Here is a 17,015-nt window from a genome sequence, read left to right on the forward strand (position 1 = left end):
CATGTGAAGGTCACCGTTCTCGTCGGCGGCGTCGGTGGGGCCCGCTTCCTGCAGGGGGTCAAGGCCGCGCTCGGCCTGCCCCCGGTCGGTCCCGGTCCGGAGGATCACCCGCACTCGATCGACGCCGTGGTCAACGTCGGCGACGACATCTGGCTGCACGGCCTGCGGGTCAATCCCGATCTCGACACCTGCATGTACACCCTCGGCGGCGGCATCGACACCGCGAAGGGCTGGGGCCGGTCGTCGGAGACGTGGTCGATCCGGGAGGAGCTGGAGGCCTACGGGGCCGAGCCCACCTGGTTCGGGCTCGGGGACCGCGACGTCGCCACCCACCTGGTGCGCACCCGGATGCTGCGCGCCGGCTACCCGCTCTCCCAGGTCACCGAGGCGCTGTGCCACCGCTGGCGGCCCGGCGTGCGGCTGCTGCCCGCCACCGACGACCGGGTCGAGACGCACGTCGTGATCGACAACCCGGACGCGGACGGCTCCGAGGAGGCGCCGCAGGTCGCGATCCACTTCCAGGAGTGGTGGATCCGGCACGGCGCCAAGCCCGAGGCGCACCGGTTCGCCTCGGTCGGTGCCGACCAGGCCGCGATCCTGCCCGCGGCGCGGGCCTCGATCGCCGGGGCCGACGTCGTGCTGGTCGCGCCGTCCAACCCGGTCGTCAGCATCGGGACGGTCGTCGCGGTGCCCGGCGTCGCGCAGGCACTCGCCGCGACGCCCGCGCCGGTGGTCGGGCTCTCCCCGATCGTCGGCGGCCGCCCGGTGCGCGGGATGGCCGACGCCTGCCTGTCCGCGATCGGCGTCGGGACCAGCGCGGAGGCGGTCGGCCGGCACTACGGCGGCCGCGGCGAGGGCGGGCTGCTGGACGGCTGGCTGGTGCACACCGGGGACGGCCACGAGCTGCCCGGGGCGACGGTGCGGGAGGTGCCGCTGCTGATGACCGACGTCGAGGCGACCGCGGAGATGGCCCGCGCCGCCCTCGAGCTGGCCGGGCAGCGGGTCTCCTGAGATGGCGGAGTTCGCCGACCACGCGTCGACCCGCCTGGAGATCCTCCCGGTCCCCGGGATGCCCGAGTTCCGGCCCGGCGACGACCTGCCCGGCGCGCTCGCCGCGGCGGCGCCCTGGCTGCGCGACGGCGACGTCGTCGTCGTCACCAGCAAGGTGTTCTCCAAGGTCGAGGGCCGGCTGGTCCCCGCGCCGGAGGACGAAGAGGAGCGCGACGCGCTGCGCCGCACCCTGGTCGACGCCGAGACCGAGCGGGTCCTCGCCCGTCGCGGACGCACGCTGATCGTCGCCGGGAAGCTGGGGATCGTGCAGGCCGCGGCCGGCGTCGACGGCTCCAACGTCCGGCGGGACGAGCTCGCCCTGCTCCCCGCCGACCCCGACGCCAGCGCCGCCGGGCTGCGCGCCGCGCTGCGCGAGCGCCTCGGCGTCGACGTCGGGGTGGTCGTCACCGACACGCTCGGCCGGACCTGGCGGATCGGTCAGACCGACGTCGCGATCGGGTCGGCCGGGGTGCCGGTGCTGCACCGCTACGGCGGCGCCGTCGATCCCCAGGGCAACGACCTGCTGGTCACCGAGATCGCGCTGGCCGACGAGCTGGCCGCGGCCGCGGACCTGGTCAAGGGCAAGCTCGGCGGGCAGCCGGTCGCGGTGGTGCGCGGCATGACGCTGCCCGACGACGGCTCGTCCGCCCGCGACCTGGTGCGCCCGGTCGCCGAGGACCTGTTCTGGCTCGGAACCGAGGAGGCCATCGCGCGCGGGCGGCGCGAGGCGGTGCTGCTGCGGCGCAGCACCCGGACCTTCGACGACGACCAGCCGGTCGAGGAGGACGCGCTGCGCCGGGCCGTCGCGGCCGCGCTCACCGCGCCCGCGCCGCACCACAGCACCCCGTTCCGGTTCGTCTGGCTGCGGGACCCGGCCCGCCGGGCCGCGCTGCTCGACGCGCTGCGCGATCGCTGGCGGGCCGACCTGGCCGCCGACGGGCGTCCGGACGACGAGATCGAGCGCCGGCTGGCCCGCGGCGACCTGCTGCGCCGGGCGCCCGAGCTGGTGCTGGCCTTCCGGACCCGGGAGGGGATGCACACCTACGGCGACCCCGGTCCGGACCCGCGGGACGCCGCCGAACGGGACATGTTCACCGTCGCCGGTGGGGCCGCGGTGCAGGCACTGCTGGTCGCCCTGGCCGCGGAGGGGCTGGCGTCCTGCTGGGTCGGGTCGACGATCTTCGCGCCGGACGTGGCGCTGCGGGTGCTGGGGCTCCCCGAGGACTGGGAGGCGCTCGGCGCGGTCGCCGTCGGCGTGCCCGCGGAGCCGATCGGGCCGCGGGAACCGCGCGATCCGGCCGGCGGGCTGGTCGAGCTGTGAGCGCCCGGTGGTAGCCGCGGCGACCGCCGCCCGCGAGCTCGGCGCCTGGGAGCCTGGCGGGGTGGGTCCGCAGCGCGAGGCGCAGCGGGCGCTCAAGCACGCCCTGCTGGCGTTCCTCGACGCCCGCCCGGACGACGCCTGCGACCGCTCCTGCGTCCCGGGCCACCTGACCGCGTCGGCCCTGCTGCTCGACGCGACCGGCGAGCACACCCTGCTGACCCTGCACCCGCGGGTGGGCCGCTGGATCCAGCTCGGCGGGCACTGCGAGCCCGGTGACGGCTCGCTGCGCGCGGCGGCGCTGCGCGAGGCGACCGAGGAGTCCGGGATCGACGGGCTGGAGATCGACCGGCATCCGCTGCATGTCGATGTTCACCCGGTGGTGTGTTCCTTGGGCGTCCCGACGCGTCACCTGGACGTGCGTTATCTGGTACGGGCTCCGGCCGGAGCCGAACCCCGGATCAGTGACGAGTCGTTGGACCTGCGCTGGTGGCCGGTCGACGCCCTGCCCGACGACAGCGACACCGTCGCGACGATGATCACCGCGGCCCGCGCCGGCGGCTACAGGTAGCGCCAGAAGAACAGCGCCTGGAACCCGGCGGAGGCCAGTCCGGCGTTCCCCCCGACGGCCCCGTAGAGGAGCTGGCAGCCGGCCCAGAAGAGCGCGCTCACGCCCGGCACGAACAGCAGCAGGGCCAGCAGCGCGAGCGGCGCCCACGGCCGCACCTTCGCCCCGAACCGCTGCGCCTGCGGCGACAGGTAGGGCTCGAGCGCGCCCCAGCCGTCGAGTCCGGGGACCGGGAGCATGTTCAGCACGAACGCGACGATCTGGAACAGCGCGAGCGCGGACAGGCCCGCCGCGAGCGGGACCGGCATCGCCGGGAACGCCGCCACCGTGATGATCAACACGATGCCGACCAGCAGGTTCATCGCCGGTCCGGCCAGCGACACCCCGGACCGCCGGGCCCGCGACCGCAGCGCCCACTGGTTGATCCAGACCGCCCCGCCGGGCAGCGGCAGGCCGCCGATCAGCAGGATGATCAGCGGCAGCACCAGTGAGAGACCGGGGTCGGTGTAGCGGCGGATGTCGAGGGTCAGGTAGCCCTTCGCGGCCACCGAGGTGTCGCCGCCGCGGTAGGCGGTGATCGCGTGCCCGTACTCGTGCAGGCACAGCGAGACCACCCAGCCGGCGAGCACGAGCACGAAGATCCCGGCCGTCGCCAGCACCGGGGACCGCGCCGATTCGGCCAGCGCCGCGAGCACGCCGCCCAGCGCGGTGACGCCGAGCAGGAGCAGGAACCAGGGGCTGACGCGACGGGCGAGGGCAGGCACGTACCCATCCTCCCCGCCGTCCCAAACAGACGCGCGTGGGGCTTCACTCGTTCGGCAGAGCTGGCTTGCACACGGCGAATGTCAGCGCTGTACTTACAGAGGTGTCATTCGCCGGTACGTGTCGGGGAGGTGGGCGAGTGGACGACGTCGAGGGGTTCATGCGGATGCTGCGGCCGGTGGAGGCCGAGCCGGCTCCGCAGTCGTCGGTCATGAATGGTGACCGGAGCGCGCAGGAGCTGGACGCGCAGGTACTGGACCTGAAGAGCCTGCTGGTGGCCGAGGCGCCCGGCGACGAGGTGCCCGACTGGCAGGAACGCGCGCTCTGCGCGCAGACCGATCCGGAGGCGTTCTTCCCGGAGAAGGGCGGCTCGACCCGCGAGGCGAAGCGGATCTGTTCCGGGTGCGAGGTCCGGGCCGAGTGCCTGGAGTACGCCCTGGCCCAGGACGAGCGCTTCGGCATCTGGGGCGGGCTCTCCGAGCGGGAGCGCCGGCGCCTGCGCCGGGCCGCGGTCTGAGGTCGGACACGTACGAGCGCCCGGGACCCTGAGGGGTACCCGGGCGTCGTCGTTCACGGGACGGTTCAGCCGCCGTCGACGGCGTCGGGCTCGATGTTGAGGTACTCCGCGACCTGCTCGACCAGCACCTCGTGCACCAGGTCGGCCAGGTCTTCGCCGTTGCGCGCCCGCGCCTCGAGCGGCCGGCGGTAGAGCACGATCCGCGCACGGGTCGGCATCCCCTCCCGGTCCACGCCGGCGGGGACCAGGTGAGCCAGCGGAACCCCGGTGTCAGCGAGCACCCCGGTGCTCCACACGACCTCGTCGGGCGAGGTCCGGTCGACGGTCGGGACGTCGTCGACGGCCAGGTCCAGGTCCGCGAGCTCCGGACCCCACTTGGCCTCGATCGGTTCGAGCGCCTCCAGGACCTTCGCGTCGAACCGCTCGGCCCGGGTGCGGAAGGCGGGGGTCGACACCGGATACATCAACCCGCGCAGGCCACGGCCCCGGCGGTCCCGGCGGCGAGGTGCTCGGCGCAGCAGTCGGTGGGCGGTGGACACCGGTGCATTCTAGGCCCGCCCACCATGCCCGTGGCCAACACCGCGCCCGGGTGCGGGACACCGTCGCCGAGTGGGGTGCGCGTCGCAGCGCGGCGGAGTGCGGGCGACGGGATATCGTCGGGGGCGTGTTGAGTGTGCGGAGATGTTCACGGACGGGCTGCACCGAGCTCGCCGTCGCCACGCTCACCTACGTCTACGCCGACTCGACCGCCGTCGTCGGCCCGCTGGCCACGCAGGCCGAACCGCACTCCTACGACCTGTGCACCCCTCATGCGCACAACCTCACGGCCCCGCGCGGCTGGGAGGTCGTCCGGTTCGAGGGGGAGTTCGCCCCGCCGCAGCACACCGGCGAGGACCTGACCGCGCTCGCCGACGCCGTCCGCGAGGCGGGCCGGGTCGACCGGCCGGTCGAGGTGGTGGCCCGCCCCGGCGGTACCGGGCGGCGCGGGCACCTGCGGGTGCTGCCGACGCCCGGCGAGGACGACTAGCCGGGACACCGGTTCTCGACCGGACGTGCACGGCCGGTCACCCGGCGCATCGTGCGGGGAGACCTGCGCCGACGGGTGACGGCGCTGCGCTAGGGTCAGGCGTCGTGCCCGACCTCTCGGCGATCGTGAAGGCCTACGACATCCGCGGTGTCGTCGGCGACCAGCTGGACGAACCGACGGCCCGCGCGCTCGGCGCGGCGACCGCCCGTCTGGTCGCAGGCGACTCCCCGGCGCCCGGGGCGGTGGTCGTCGGGCGGGACATGCGGGACAGCTCGCCGGCGCTGGCGGCCGCGTTCGCCGAGGGCGTCACCTCCCAGGGACTCGACGTCGTCGACATCGGACTCGCGAGCACCGACATGCTCTACTTCGCCTCCGGGTCGCTCGACCTGCCGGGCGCGATGTTCACCGCCAGTCACAACCCGGCCCGCTACAACGGCGTCAAGCTGTGCCGGGCCGGTGCGGTGCCGATCGGACAGGACAGCGGGCTGGCGACGATCCGGGACGACGCCGGGCGTCTTCTCTCCGACGGTGTCCCCGCCGCTGCCGGGACCACGGGCACCGTCCGATCCGAGGACATGCTCGACGCGTACGCGGCCTACCTGCGCTCGCTGGTCGACCTCTCGTCGCTGGACGCCGGGCCCGAGCTGACCGTGGTCGTCGACGCCGGCAACGGGATGGGCGGGCACACCGTCCCGACCGTGTTCGACGGGCTGAACGTGCGCGTCGTGCCGCTGTACTTCGAGCTCGACGGCACCTTCCCGAACCACGAGGCGAACCCGCTGGACCCGGCGAACCTCGTCGACCTGCAGAAGGCCGTCGTCGCGGAGGGGGCCGACCTCGGCCTGGCCTTCGACGGCGACGCCGACCGCTGCTTCGCCGTCGACGAGCGCGGTGAGGCGGTGAGCCCGAGCGCGATCACCGGGCTGGTCGCCGTCCGCGAGCTGGGCAAGGCGCGGGCCCGCGGCGAGGACGGCGTCGCCGTCATCCACAACCTGATCACCTCCCGGGCGGTGCCCGAGCTGGTCGCCGAGCACGGCGGCCGCCCGGTCCGGACCCGGGTCGGGCACTCGTTCATCAAGCAGACGATGGCCGAGACCGGGGCGGTGTTCGGCGGGGAGCACTCCGCGCACTACTACTTCCGGGACTTCTGGAAGGCCGACTCCGGGATGCTGGCCGCGCTGCACCTGCTGGCCGCTCTCGGCGAGCACCGCGCCGGAGGCGCGCCCGGCGAGCACCGCGCCGGAGGCGCGCCCGGCGAGCACCGCGCTGCCGAGAGTGACCAGCTCCTGTCCGGGCTGATGGCGGACTACGACCGCTACGCCGCGTCCGGTGAGATCAACTCGACGGTGGCCGACCAGGCCGCGACGGTCGCGGAGATCGAGAGGGACTACGGCGCCCGGCCCGGCGTGGAGCTGGACCGCCTCGACGGGCTCACCGTCTCGCTGCCGGACGGGTCGTGGTTCAACCTGCGGGCCTCCAACACCGAGCCGCTGCTGCGGCTCAACGTCGAGGCGGCCGACGAGGCAGGGGTCCGCGCGCTCTGCGACGAGGTGCTCGCGGTCGTCCGGGCCTGAGCCGGGCCCGCCCGCGTTCCTGCCGCCCGCCCACCCGGGGTACCCCGGTCGGCTGCCGCGCGCAGGTGGCCCGCGATGGCAGCATCGGCTGCGAGAGTTGACGACGAGGAGAACCGTGGCACTACAGCTCGACCCCCAGCTGGTGGAGATCCTGGCCTGCCCGTGCGACGCGCACGCCCCGCTGCGCCCGGGCACCGCCGCCGACCCCGGAGCCGACGTCCTCACCTGCGAGGCGTGCGGTCGAAGCTTCGGGGTCACCGACGGGATCCCGGTCCTGCTGCTCGACGAGGTGCTGCCCGGGACGGGGCCGGCCGATCCCACCGGCGGGAACGACGGGTGACCGCGGTGCTCGACGACACGCTGCTGGCGGATCCGGAGTCGCTGGCCGCGCGGGACACGACCGGCGTCCTGCGGGCGGCGGCGACCGCGGGGGCCCAGGTGCGCTCCGCGACGCACGCCTGCCGGGAGGCCGGCCTCGAACGGTTGCGCGGCCACCGGCCGCGGGCGCTGGTGCTGCTGCGCCGGCCGGGGGTCTCCGGCGCGGTCGCCGACCTGGTGACCGCCCTGCTCGGGGACCGCTGCCCGGTCCCGGTGGTGCAGGCCGAGCGGGTGCCGGGCTGGATCGGGCCGCTCGACGTCGTCGTCGCGCACACCGCCGACCCGGCCGACGCCGAGCTGGCCGAGTCGGTGGCCGTCGCGGTCCGCCGCGGGGCCGAGGTGGTGCTGTCCGCGCCGGACGCCGGGCCGGTGGCCCAGGCCGGTGCCGGGCGGGCCCGCCTGGTGGAGCCGCGCATCCCGCTGCCGGAGGGCCTGGGGTTCGCGCAGGCACTGGCCGTCGTGCTGACCACCGTGATGGAGCTGGAGCTGATCTCGCCGGTACCCGGCGGCGGTGATCTCGACGCGCTCGCCGACGCGCTCGACGCCGAGGCGGAGCGCAGCCAGCCCGGCCACGAACCGTTCGTGAACCCGGCGAAGTCGCTGGCCCTGCGGCTGGCCGAGCGGACCCCGCTGCTGTGGGGCGCCGACGCCGCCGCGACCGCCGTCGCCGGGCACGGGGCGAGCGCGCTGGCCGCGCACGCCGGCGTCGTCGCGCACGCGGCGGACCTGGGGCAGGCGGGCACGCTGCCCGGCCTACGGCTCGCCGTCGACCTCTCCGAGCGGGAGAGCGACATCTTCCGCGACCCGTTCGACGACCCGGAGCCCGGCGCCGCGGCCCCGCCGGTGCGGCTGGTCCTGCTGGGAGCCGGTGAGGAGGACCCGCAGCAGGTCAGCCGCCTGCTCCTCGGCCGCGAGTGGCCGAACGCCGACCTGGCGCACCCGGTCGAGGAGGTTCCGCGTGGCACCCGCGACGCCGTCCTGCTGCGTGCCGGTGTGCTCGCCCTGCGTACCGACATCGCCGCCGTCTACCTGGGCCTTGCCACCCGGGCCCCGCTGAGCACCTGAGGACTTGCGAAGACCCGTGGAACTGCTCGAGAACCCGATCCGGACCTACGCCTGGGGCTCGCGGACGGTGATCGCCGATCTCCTCGGCGAGGCCGTCCCGTCACCGCACCCGCAGGCCGAGATGTGGCTGGGCGCGCACCCGGCCGCGCCCTCGACGGTGCGGTCCGGCGGCGCGCCACGACCGCTGCACGAGCTCATCGCCGCCGACCCGTCCGCGGCGCTCGGCCCGGGCCGGGACCGCTGGGCGGGGAAGCTGCCGTTCCTGCTCAAGGTGCTGGCGGCCGAGGAGCCGCTGAGCCTGCAGGCGCACCCCAGCCTGGACCAGGCCCGCGAGGGCTGGGCCCGGGAGAACTCCGCCGGGATCGCGGTCGACGCGCCGAACCGCAACTACCGCGACGCCAACCACAAGCCGGAGCTCATCTGCGCGCTGACCGAGTTCGTCGCGCTGGTCGGGTTCCGCGAGCCGGCCCGGACCGTGCAGCTGCTGCGCGCGCTCGACGTGCCGGAGCTGGCGTCCTACACCGAGCTGCTCGCCGGCCAGCCCGGCCCGGACGGCCTGCGCGCGCTGTTCACCACCTGGATCACGCTGCCCCAGTCGGTGCTCGACGGGCTGGTCCCGGCCCTGCAGGACGGCGCCGTCCGGCTGCTGGCCGCGGGCCCCGGTGAGTGGACCGGTGAGGTCCGGATGCTGCTGGACCTCTCCGAGCGCTACCCGGACGACGCCGGGGTGCTGGCCGCGCTGCTGCTCAACCGGATCGTGCTGTCCCCGGGGGAGGCGCTCTACCTGCCGGCCGGGAACCTGCACGCCTACCTGTCGGGCGCCGGGATCGAGCTCATGGCGAACTCGGACAACGTGCTGCGCGGCGGGCTGACGCCCAAGCACGTCGACGTGCCGGAGCTGCTGCGGGTGCTGGACTTCGACGCCCCGCCGCCCCCGGTGCGCCGCCCCGGCGCCGACCCGGACGCCGACGGCTGGCAGCGCTACGACGTGCCGGTCGAGGAGTTCCTGCTCCGCCGGGCCGACGCCGGGGCCCGGGACAAGCTGGACGTCCCCGGCAGCGGCGCCCGGATCCTGCTGTGCACCGACGGCGACGTCGTCGTGGACGCGCCGGGAGCGCCGCCACTGGAGCTGCCCCGCGGGCGCGCGGTGTACCTGGCCGCGGCGGACTCCGGCGCGACGTTGCGCACCGGGGAGCGCGGGGCCACCGTCTTCCTGGCCGGCGACGGGCTCTGATCCGGTAGAGCCCGCCGGCTCCCCGCTACGCTGCATCGCGCAACGGTCGCGGAGCGGGGTGGGCGAGTGTCGGCAGGCGGGGGCGGGACGAAGGCGATCATCGCGGCGCTGCTCGCGAACCTCGGGATCGCGGTGGCCAAGTTCATCGGCTTCGCGGTCACCGGGGCGTCGTCGATGCTGGCCGAGGCGGTGCACTCGGTCGCCGACACGGCCAACCAGGGCCTGCTGCTGCTCGGTGGGAAGCGGGCGAGCCGCGCGGCGACCCGGGAGCACCCGTTCGGCTACGGGCGGGACCGCTACTTCTACGCCTTCGTCGTCGCGCTGCTGCTGTTCACCCTCGGCGCGGTCTTCGCGATCTACGAGGGCCTGCACAAGCTGGCCGCACCGGAGCCGCTGACCAGCCCGCTCGTCGCCGTCGTCATCCTGCTGGTGGCGATCGGACTGGAGGGCTTCTCGTTCCGCACCGCGGTCGGCGAGTCCCGCCCGCTCAAGGGGGACCGCAGCTGGTGGCGGTTCATCCGGCAGGCCACGGCGCCCGAGCTGCCGGTGGTGCTGCTCGAGGACTTCGGTGCGCTGATCGGTCTGGTGCTGGCCCTCGGCGGGATCGGGCTCACCGTGCTCACCGGCGATCCGGTGTGGGACGCGGTCGGCACGATCGGCATCGGGCTGCTGCTGGCGGTGATCGCGATCGTGCTGGTGGTCGAGATGAAGAGCCTGCTGATCGGGGAGGGTGCGCTGCCCCCGGTGGTGGACCGGATCGTGGCCGAGCTGGAGGCGGTGCCGGACGTCCGCAGGTGCATCCACCTGCGTACCCAGTACCTCGGCCCGGACGAGCTGCTGGTCGCGGCCAAGATCGCGCTGAGCCCCGGGCTGCCGGTCGAACGGGTCGCCCGGGCCATCGACGACGCCGAGGCCCGCGTCCGCGCCGCGGTCCCCGAGGTCCGGTTGATGTACCTGGAGCCGGACCTGGACCGGACCCCGGTCGGGACGGGCGGGGGTCAGTAGGTGTCCGGCGCCCGGTGGTGCTCGAAGATCAGCGCGGTGCGGGTGCCGGCCACGTCCCGGTACGAGTTCAGCGCGCCGACCAGGTCCCGCAGCGCGACGGTGCCCGCGGTGGCGACGCGGAGCATGTAGTCGTCGTCGCCGGCCAGGAAGTAGACGTCGCGCACCTCCGGCAGCCGGGACACCCGGTCGACGAACTCGGCGAGCCGGCTGCGGGCGTCGGCCTGCAGCCGGACCGAGATCATCGCCTGCAGCGGGTGCCCGGTGGCCGCGGGATCGACGTCGGCGTGGTAGCCGCGGATCACGCCGCGCTCGCGCAGCGCCCGGATCCGGCCCAGGCAGGTCGACGGGGCGATCCCCACCTGCTCGGCGAGTGCGTTGTTCGGCGTGCGGGCATCCTGCTCGAGGAGCCGCAGCAGCGCGCGGTCGGTCGGGTCCAGCGCCGGGGCCGGTCGAACGTCGTTCGACGCGGCGGACCGCACGGCACCATCACGTGAAGATCTGTCGGTCATGTCGCCATCTCGGAGAATGATCGTCGGTGAGATTGGCAGACTACAGCGGTATCTTCATGATGGGTGTCGACCCCGAGTGCGAGGAGAACGACATGCGCGTGGCAGTGCCGAAGGAGACCAAGGACAACGAGTTCCGGGTCGCGCTGACCCCGGCCGGTGCGCACGAGCTGGTGGCGCGCGGGCACGAGGTCCTCGTCGAGCACGACGCCGGCGCCGGCTCCGCGATCGCCGACTCCGACTACAAGGAGGCCGGCGCGCAGATCCTGTCCGACGCCGCCGAGGTGTGGGGCTCCGCGGAGCTGCTGCTCAAGGTCAAGGAGCCGATCGAGTCCGAGTACGGGTTCCTGCGCTCCGACCTCACGCTGTTCACCTACCTGCACCTGGCCGCGTCCCGGTCGTGCACGGAGGCGCTGCTGACCTCGGGCGCCACCTCGATCGCCTACGAGACCGTCCGGACCGCCGACGGCCGGCTGCCGCTGCTCGCCCCGATGAGCGAGGTCGCCGGGCGGCTGGCGCCGCAGGCCGGTGCCTACCACCTCATGCGCTCCGCCGGCGGTCGCGGCGTGCTGATGGGCGGCGTCCCCGGCGCGCCCGGGGCCGACGTCGTCGTGCTCGGGGCCGGGGTCTCCGGCGCGAACGCGATCGCGATCGCGGCCGGCATGCAGGCGCAGGTGACCGTCCTCGACATCGACGTGGACAAGCTCCGCGCGATCGACGACCGCTACGCCGGCCGGGTCCGCACCGAGTACTCCACGAAGCTGTCGGTCCGTGAGGCGGTGACCCATGCCGACCTGGTGATCGGTGCGGTGCTGGTGCCCGGGGCGAAGGCTCCCACCCTGGTCCCGAACGAGCTCGTGGCGCAGATGCGCCCGGGCGCGGTGCTGGTGGACATCGCCATCGACCAGGGCGGCTGCTTCGAGGACTCGCGGCCCACCACGCACGCCGAACCGACCTACGCCGTGCACGACACCGTCTTCTACTGCGTCGCGAACATGCCGGGTGCGGTGCCGCACACCTCGACCCGGGCGCTGACGAACGCGACGCTGCCGTATGTGAAGCGGCTGGCGGACCAGGGCTGGCGCGCCGCGACCGACGCCGACCCGGTGCTCGCCGGCGGCCTGTCCACACACGGCGGTGTGCTGCTGTCCGAAGAGGTGGCCGAGGCGCACGGGATGGAGTACGGGACCGTCTGACGACCGGGAATCGGACACTGCGTCGCAAATCCCTCGGGAGTCGTACCGGCGCTCTGGCGCGGAGATCGTTGCAGTCGTAACGTCTGCTCATGACAGTTGCGCACCGCAACGCTGGGATGTTCCGGACCAAGACGATAGAACAGTCCATCCGGGACACCGACGAACCGTCGACCCGGCTGAAGAAGGAACTCGGGGCCCTGGACCTGATCGTCTTCGGGGTCGCCGTCGTCATCGGCGCCGGCATCTTCACGCTGTCCGCGAGCACCGCCGGGAACATCTCGGGCCCGGCGGTGTCGCTGTCGTTCGTGCTCGCCGCGATCGCGTGCGGGCTGGCGGCGCTCTGCTACGCCGAGTTCGCCTCGACCGTGCCGGTCGCGGGCAGCGCGTACACGTTCTCCTACGCCACCTTCGGCGAGTTCATCGCCTGGATCATCGGCTGGGACCTGGTCCTGGAGTTCGCGGTCGGCTCGGCGTACGTGTCCAAGGGCTGGTCGGAGTACCTGCAGCAGGTGCTCGGGCTGCTCGGCGCGGACGTGCCGACCTCGTTCGCGCTCGGGAGCTTCTTCTCGTTCGACTGGGGCGCGCTGCTGCTGGTGGTCGTGCTCGCGTTCCTGCTCTACCGCGGGACCAAGCTGTCCAGCCGGGTCAGCATGGTGATCACCGGGATCAAGGTCCTGATCGTGCTGTTCGTGATCGTGCTGGGCTTCTTCTACATCCGGGCCGCGAACTACACGCCGTTCATCCCGCCGCCGACGCCGGGCACCGTCGAGGAGGGCGGTGGCATCCAGCAGTCGCTGTTGTCGTTCTTCGGTGGCGCGTCGTCGTCGGTGTACGGGCTCTACGGCGTCTTCGCCGCGGCCGCGATCGTGTTCTTCGCCTTCATCGGGTTCGACACGGTCGCCACCACCGCGGAGGAGACCCGCAACCCGGCGAAGGCGCTGCCGCGGGGCATCTTCGGCTCGCTGGCGATCGTCACGGTGCTCTACGTCGCGGTCGCGCTGGTGATCACCGGGATGGTGCCCTACACCGACCTGGCCACGAAGCCGGACGGCACCCGGGCCACCCTGGCCACCGCGTTCGCCACGCTCGGGGTGAACTGGGCGGCGACGATCATCGCGCTCGGTGCGCTGCTCGGCCTGACCACCGTGGTCATGGTGCTCATGCTGGGTCAGATCCGGATCCTGTTCGCGATGTCGCGGGACGGCCTGCTGCCCACCGGGCTGGCGCGGACCAACACCTTCGGGACGCCCGGGCGGGCGACCTTCCTGATCGGCGCGGTGATCGCGCTGGTCGCGACGTTCTTCCCGGCCCAGGACCTCGAGCAGATGGTCAACATCGGCACGCTGTTCGCGTTCGTGCTGGTCTCGATCGGTGTGGTGATCCTGCGCCGGACCCGGCCGGAGCTGCCGCGCGGGTTCCGCACGCCACTGGTCCCGCTGGTCCCGATCCTGTCGGTGCTGGCGTGCGTCTGGCTGATGCTGAACCTGTCGGTGGAGACCTGGCTGCGGTTCGTGATCTGGATGATCGTCGGGGTGATCGTGTACTTCGGCTACTCGCGGGCGCACTCGATCCTCGGGCGCCGCGAGCGGGGGGAGCTGCCGGCGCAGGCCGAGGCCCGCGACCCGGCCGGATGATCATTTGGCTGGGTTCGGGGGTCGGACGGCCATGGAACCGCCCCGGCCGCAGTACGCTCGCCGTCCATGACCGATCCGCGGCCCGGGGCCGCCGAGCCGACCGCCCCGGCGGTCTGCCTGGACGTCGGCTCCTGCTGGACGAAGGCGGTGCTGGTCCGCCCGGACGGCACGCCCGCCGGGTTCGCCGAGCACCCGACGACGCCGGACGTCCGCTCCGGTATCGAGGCCGCCGTCGCCGCGGCGGCGGCCTCGGCCGGGTCCGGTGCCGCCGCCCCCGAGGTGCTGTCCTGCTCGTCGGCGGGCGGCCCGCTGCGGCTGGCCGTGGTGGGGACCGAGCGGCTGACCACCGAGGAGGCCGGGCACCGGGTGTGCCACTCGGCCGGGGCCCGGGTGGTGAGCGTGCACGACGGGCCGCTGGACACCGACGCGGTGCGGGCGCTGGCCCGTGCCCGCCCCGGCGCGGTGCTGCTGCTCGGCGGCCCCGACGGCGGTGATCCCGGGGTGCTGCTGCACAACGCCGGCCGGCTCGCCCGCGGCCGCGGCCCGTGGACGGTGCTGCTGGCCGTGGACGCCGCCGCCCGCGACGACGCGCTCGGCCTGCTGCGGGCCGGCGGGCGCACCGTCACCCCGTGCCCGAACGTGACCCCGCGCCGCGGCGAGATCGTCGCCGGGCCGGTGCGCGACGCCGTCGCCGACCTCTACGCGCGGCAGGTTCCCGGGCCGGCGCGCCAGGGCGAGCCGGCCCCGACCCGCACCACGGAGGCGGTGGCCGCCGGTGCGGCGGTGCTGGCCCGCGGGGCGGGTACCGGTGTGCTGGTCGTCGACGTCGGCTCGGAGACGACCGACGTGCACGCCGGGGACCCGTACGCGACGACGGTCGAGGGCGATCTCGGGATCCGCGCGGCCGCCGAGGGCGTGCTGGTCGGCGCGCAGACCGAGGGCGTCGTCGACCCGGTCGAGGCCGACCTGCTCGGTCCGGCCGCGGCCGCGCTCGCCTCGGCGGGCCCGTCCGTGCCCGCGGACCGGGGCGAGGCGGCCGAGGAGCGCCGGCTGGCCGCGGTCGCCGCCGTCGTCGCGCTGCGCCGGCACCTGCGGCACCGCGGCCTCCTGGGGCACGAGCACCCGCTCGATCGGGAACGCAGTGAGATCGGTCTCGTCGTACTCACCGGAGGGGTGTTCCGGCAGCGGGACGCCGCCGGTCTCGCGGCGGCGGCCGCGACCGTCCGGCACGACCCCGCGCTGGCCGTCGCGCTCGCCGCGGCCGAGGTCCGGATCGACGTCGAGTCGGTGCTCGCCCCGGCCGGGCTGCTGGCCCGGCACGGCCGCGAGGCGGCCGCGCGCGAGCTGCTCCGGGAGCGGTTCGCCGGGTGATCACCGGGGCGGCCGCCCGGTTGACACCCACCGGCCCCGGTGGGAACGATGGAGGACGCGAGAAGCCGGGCGCCGAGAGGCGCTGCAGCGGTCGCCGCGCCAGTGCGGGCGCGGGGGATCGCCACGCTCGGGGCCCGGCCCGACACGGACGAGGAAAGGGCGCCTGTCTCCGAGAGGAGGGAGGGCCGACGTGACCCGTCCGGGTCCTGATCGCATTCCCTCCCCGCGGAGCGTCCATCCCGTCCGCACGGACGAGTCCGACATGATCGCCCGAGGAGGCGCACCCACCCCATGACCGATCACCCGAAGCTGCAGAACGCAGGCGGCCTGGACTTCGCGATCGCCGACATCGCCGAGGCGGAGTACGGCCGCAAGGACATCCGGCTGGCCGAGAACGAGATGCCGGGCCTGATCGACCTGCGCCGCGAGTACGCCGAGGCCAAGCCGCTGGCGGGCGCCCGCATCGCCGGCTCGCTGCACATGACCACGCAGACCGCGGTCCTCATCGAGACCCTGGTCAGCCTGGGCGCGGACGTGCGCTGGGTGTCCTGCAACATCTTCTCCACCCAGGACTACGCCGCCGCCGCGACCGTCGTCGGCCCGAACGGCACCGCGGAGAACCCGCAAGGTGTCCCGGTCTTCGCCTGGAAGGGCGAGTCCCTCGAGGACTACTGGTGGTGCACCGAGCAGCTGTTCAAGTTCCGCGACGCCGACGGCAACGTCGTCGGCCCGAACATGATCCTCGACGACGGCGGTGACGCCACCCTGCTGGTGCACAAGGGCGTCGAGTTCGAGAAGACCGGCGTCGTGCCGACGTTCGCCGACGACGACCTCACCGTCTCCGACGAGGAGCGCGTCGTCTTCGAGACCCTGCGCCGCAGCCTCGCCGAGGACCCGCAGCGCTGGACCACGATCAACTCCGACATCCGGGGCGTGACCGAGGAGACCACCACCGGCGTCAACCGCCTGTACCAGCTGGCCGAGCGCGGCGAGCTGCTGTTCCCGGCGATCAACGTCAACGACTCGGTCACCAAGTCGAAGTTCGACAACAAGTACGGCATCCGGCACTCGCTGATCGACGGCCTGAACCGGGCCACCGACGTGCTGCTCGGCGGCAAGGTCGCCGTGGTGGCCGCCTACGGCGACACCGGCAAGGGCTCGGTCGAGGCGCTGGCGGGCCAGGGCGCGCGCGTCATCGTCTCCGAGGTCGACCCGATCTGCGCGCTGCAGGCGCTGCTCGAGGGCCACGAGGTCAACACTCTCGACAACGTGATCGAGAAGGCCGACATCCTGGTCACCGCGACGGGCAACAAGGACATCGTCACGGTCGAGCTGATGAAGCGGATGAAGCACCAGGCGATCGTCGCCAACGTCGGCCACTTCGACAACGAGATCGACATGGCCGGCCTGGCCCGGGTCGAGGGCATCCGCCGGATCAACATCAAGCCGCAGGTCGACGAGTGGATCTTCCCGGACGGGCACTCGATCATCGTGCTGTCCGAGGGCCGGCTGATGAACCTGGGCAACGCGACCGGCCACCCGTCGTTCGTGATGTCGAACAGCTTCTCGAACCAGGTGATCGCGCAGATCGAGCTGTTCACCAAGGCCGACGAGTACAACTCCGACGTCTACCGGCTCCCGAAGCACCTCGACGAGAAGGTCGCCCGGATCCACGTGCAGGCGCTCGGCGGCGAGCTGACCAAGCTCTCCAAGGACCAGGCCGAGTACATCGGCGTGGACGTCGAGGGCCCGTACAAGCCGGAGCACTACCGGTACTGACGGCACGCAGTGCTCGTGGGTGGTTGTCGCG

General features: G+C 73.9%; 17 protein-coding genes. 14 read left to right on the forward strand and 3 right to left on the reverse strand.

The features are described 5' to 3' along the window. Window positions 1-3 precede the first annotated feature (3 nt). Genes cofD through WIS52_RS09580 form a run of 3 tightly spaced genes read left to right on the forward strand, consistent with a single transcriptional unit; the run spans window position 4 to window position 2,939 of the window. Complete coding sequence (gene cofD / locus WIS52_RS09570) at window positions 4-1,011, forward strand: 2-phospho-L-lactate transferase (protein WP_349297773.1); 1,008 nt, start codon at window positions 4-6, stop codon at window positions 1,009-1,011. 1 nt (window position 1,012) lies between these two features. Continuing rightward, complete coding sequence (locus WIS52_RS09575) at window positions 1,013-2,371, forward strand: coenzyme F420-0:L-glutamate ligase (protein ID WP_349297774.1); 1,359 nt, start codon at window positions 1,013-1,015, stop codon at window positions 2,369-2,371. Between the two features lie 7 nt (window positions 2,372-2,378). Continuing rightward, the gene (locus WIS52_RS09580) at window positions 2,379-2,939 is read left to right on the forward strand and encodes an NUDIX hydrolase (RefSeq protein WP_349297775.1); all 561 of its coding nucleotides are present in this window, start codon (window positions 2,379-2,381) and stop codon (window positions 2,937-2,939) included. Here the strand turns inward: WIS52_RS09580 and WIS52_RS09585 are convergent. Beyond that, window positions 2,930-3,700 carry a site-2 protease family protein gene (locus WIS52_RS09585; protein WP_349297776.1) on the reverse strand — a complete coding sequence of 257 codons (771 nt, stop codon included), beginning with the start codon at window positions 3,698-3,700 and terminating at the stop codon, window positions 2,930-2,932. The genes WIS52_RS09580 and WIS52_RS09585 overlap by 10 nt on opposite strands. A 209-nt stretch (window positions 3,701-3,909) precedes the next feature. On the opposite strand from WIS52_RS09585, the gene WIS52_RS09590 reads away from it, so the two are divergent. Continuing rightward, window positions 3,910-4,215, forward strand: a complete 306-nt coding sequence (locus tag WIS52_RS09590; protein ID WP_349297954.1) for a WhiB family transcriptional regulator — start codon at window positions 3,910-3,912, stop codon at window positions 4,213-4,215. A 65-nt stretch (window positions 4,216-4,280) separates the two neighbouring features. Here the strand turns inward: WIS52_RS09590 and WIS52_RS09595 are convergent, their stop codons facing one another. Then, entirely contained in the window at window positions 4,281-4,754 is a 474-nt protein-coding gene (locus WIS52_RS09595; protein ID WP_349297777.1) for a metallopeptidase family protein, read from the reverse strand. Window positions 4,755-4,888: 134 nt separating this feature from the next. On the opposite strand from WIS52_RS09595, the gene WIS52_RS09600 reads away from it, so the two are divergent. From WIS52_RS09600 to WIS52_RS09625, 6 genes are all read left to right on the forward strand, one after another. Next, window positions 4,889-5,242, forward strand: a complete 354-nt coding sequence (locus tag WIS52_RS09600) for a DUF3499 domain-containing protein (protein ID WP_349297955.1) — start codon at window positions 4,889-4,891, stop codon at window positions 5,240-5,242. Between the two features lie 104 nt (window positions 5,243-5,346). After that, window positions 5,347-6,816 (forward strand): phosphomannomutase/phosphoglucomutase, encoded by a 1,470-nt coding sequence (gene manB, locus WIS52_RS09605; protein ID WP_349297778.1) that lies wholly within the window; start codon window positions 5,347-5,349, stop codon window positions 6,814-6,816. Window positions 6,817-6,931: 115 nt separating this feature from the next. After that, window positions 6,932-7,156: a Trm112 family protein gene (locus WIS52_RS09610; RefSeq protein ID WP_349297779.1), complete on the forward strand. Its 225-nt coding sequence runs from the start codon at window positions 6,932-6,934 to the stop codon at window positions 7,154-7,156. Further along, on the forward strand, window positions 7,153-8,259 hold the full coding sequence (locus tag WIS52_RS09615; protein ID WP_349297780.1) for a hypothetical protein: 1,107 nt from the start codon (window positions 7,153-7,155) through the stop codon (window positions 8,257-8,259). Before WIS52_RS09610 ends, WIS52_RS09615 begins: the two co-directional genes overlap by 4 nt. A gap of 16 nt (window positions 8,260-8,275) precedes the next feature. Continuing rightward, window positions 8,276-9,493 carry a mannose-6-phosphate isomerase, class I gene (gene manA, locus WIS52_RS09620; RefSeq protein WP_349297781.1) on the forward strand — a complete coding sequence of 406 codons (1,218 nt, stop codon included), beginning with the start codon at window positions 8,276-8,278 and terminating at the stop codon, window positions 9,491-9,493. Window positions 9,494-9,559: 66 nt separating this feature from the next. Then, window positions 9,560-10,498, forward strand: a complete 939-nt coding sequence (locus tag WIS52_RS09625; RefSeq protein ID WP_349297782.1) for a cation diffusion facilitator family transporter — start codon at window positions 9,560-9,562, stop codon at window positions 10,496-10,498. On the opposite strand, the gene WIS52_RS09630 is transcribed toward WIS52_RS09625, so the two are convergent. After that, window positions 10,492-10,977, reverse strand: a complete 486-nt coding sequence (locus WIS52_RS09630; protein WP_349297783.1) for an Lrp/AsnC family transcriptional regulator — start codon at window positions 10,975-10,977, stop codon at window positions 10,492-10,494. The two genes, WIS52_RS09625 and WIS52_RS09630, sit on opposite strands and share 7 nt — an antisense overlap. A 122-nt stretch (window positions 10,978-11,099) precedes the next feature. Here WIS52_RS09630 and ald point away from each other — a divergent pair, with 122 nt between their 5' ends. The 4 genes from ald (at window position 11,100) to ahcY (ending at window position 16,984) form a co-directional block, all read left to right on the forward strand. After that, window positions 11,100-12,200, forward strand: coding sequence for an alanine dehydrogenase (ald, locus tag WIS52_RS09635; protein WP_349297956.1), 1,101 nt, complete (start codon window positions 11,100-11,102; stop codon window positions 12,198-12,200). Window positions 12,201-12,289: 89 nt separating this feature from the next. After that, entirely contained in the window at window positions 12,290-13,834 is a 1,545-nt protein-coding gene (locus WIS52_RS09640; RefSeq protein WP_349297784.1) for an amino acid permease, read from the forward strand. A gap of 66 nt (window positions 13,835-13,900) precedes the next feature. Next, window positions 13,901-15,205 carry a glutamate mutase L gene (locus tag WIS52_RS09645; RefSeq protein WP_349297785.1) on the forward strand — a complete coding sequence of 435 codons (1,305 nt, stop codon included), beginning with the start codon at window positions 13,901-13,903 and terminating at the stop codon, window positions 15,203-15,205. Between the two features lie 291 nt (window positions 15,206-15,496). After that, complete coding sequence (ahcY, locus tag WIS52_RS09650) at window positions 15,497-16,984, forward strand: adenosylhomocysteinase (RefSeq protein WP_349297786.1); 1,488 nt, start codon at window positions 15,497-15,499, stop codon at window positions 16,982-16,984. The last annotated feature ends 31 nt before the right edge of the window (window positions 16,985-17,015 follow it).

This window comes from Pseudonocardia nematodicida (assembly GCF_040105385.1).
Taxonomy (GTDB): Bacteria; Actinomycetota; Actinomycetes; order Mycobacteriales; family Pseudonocardiaceae; genus Pseudonocardia; species Pseudonocardia nematodicida.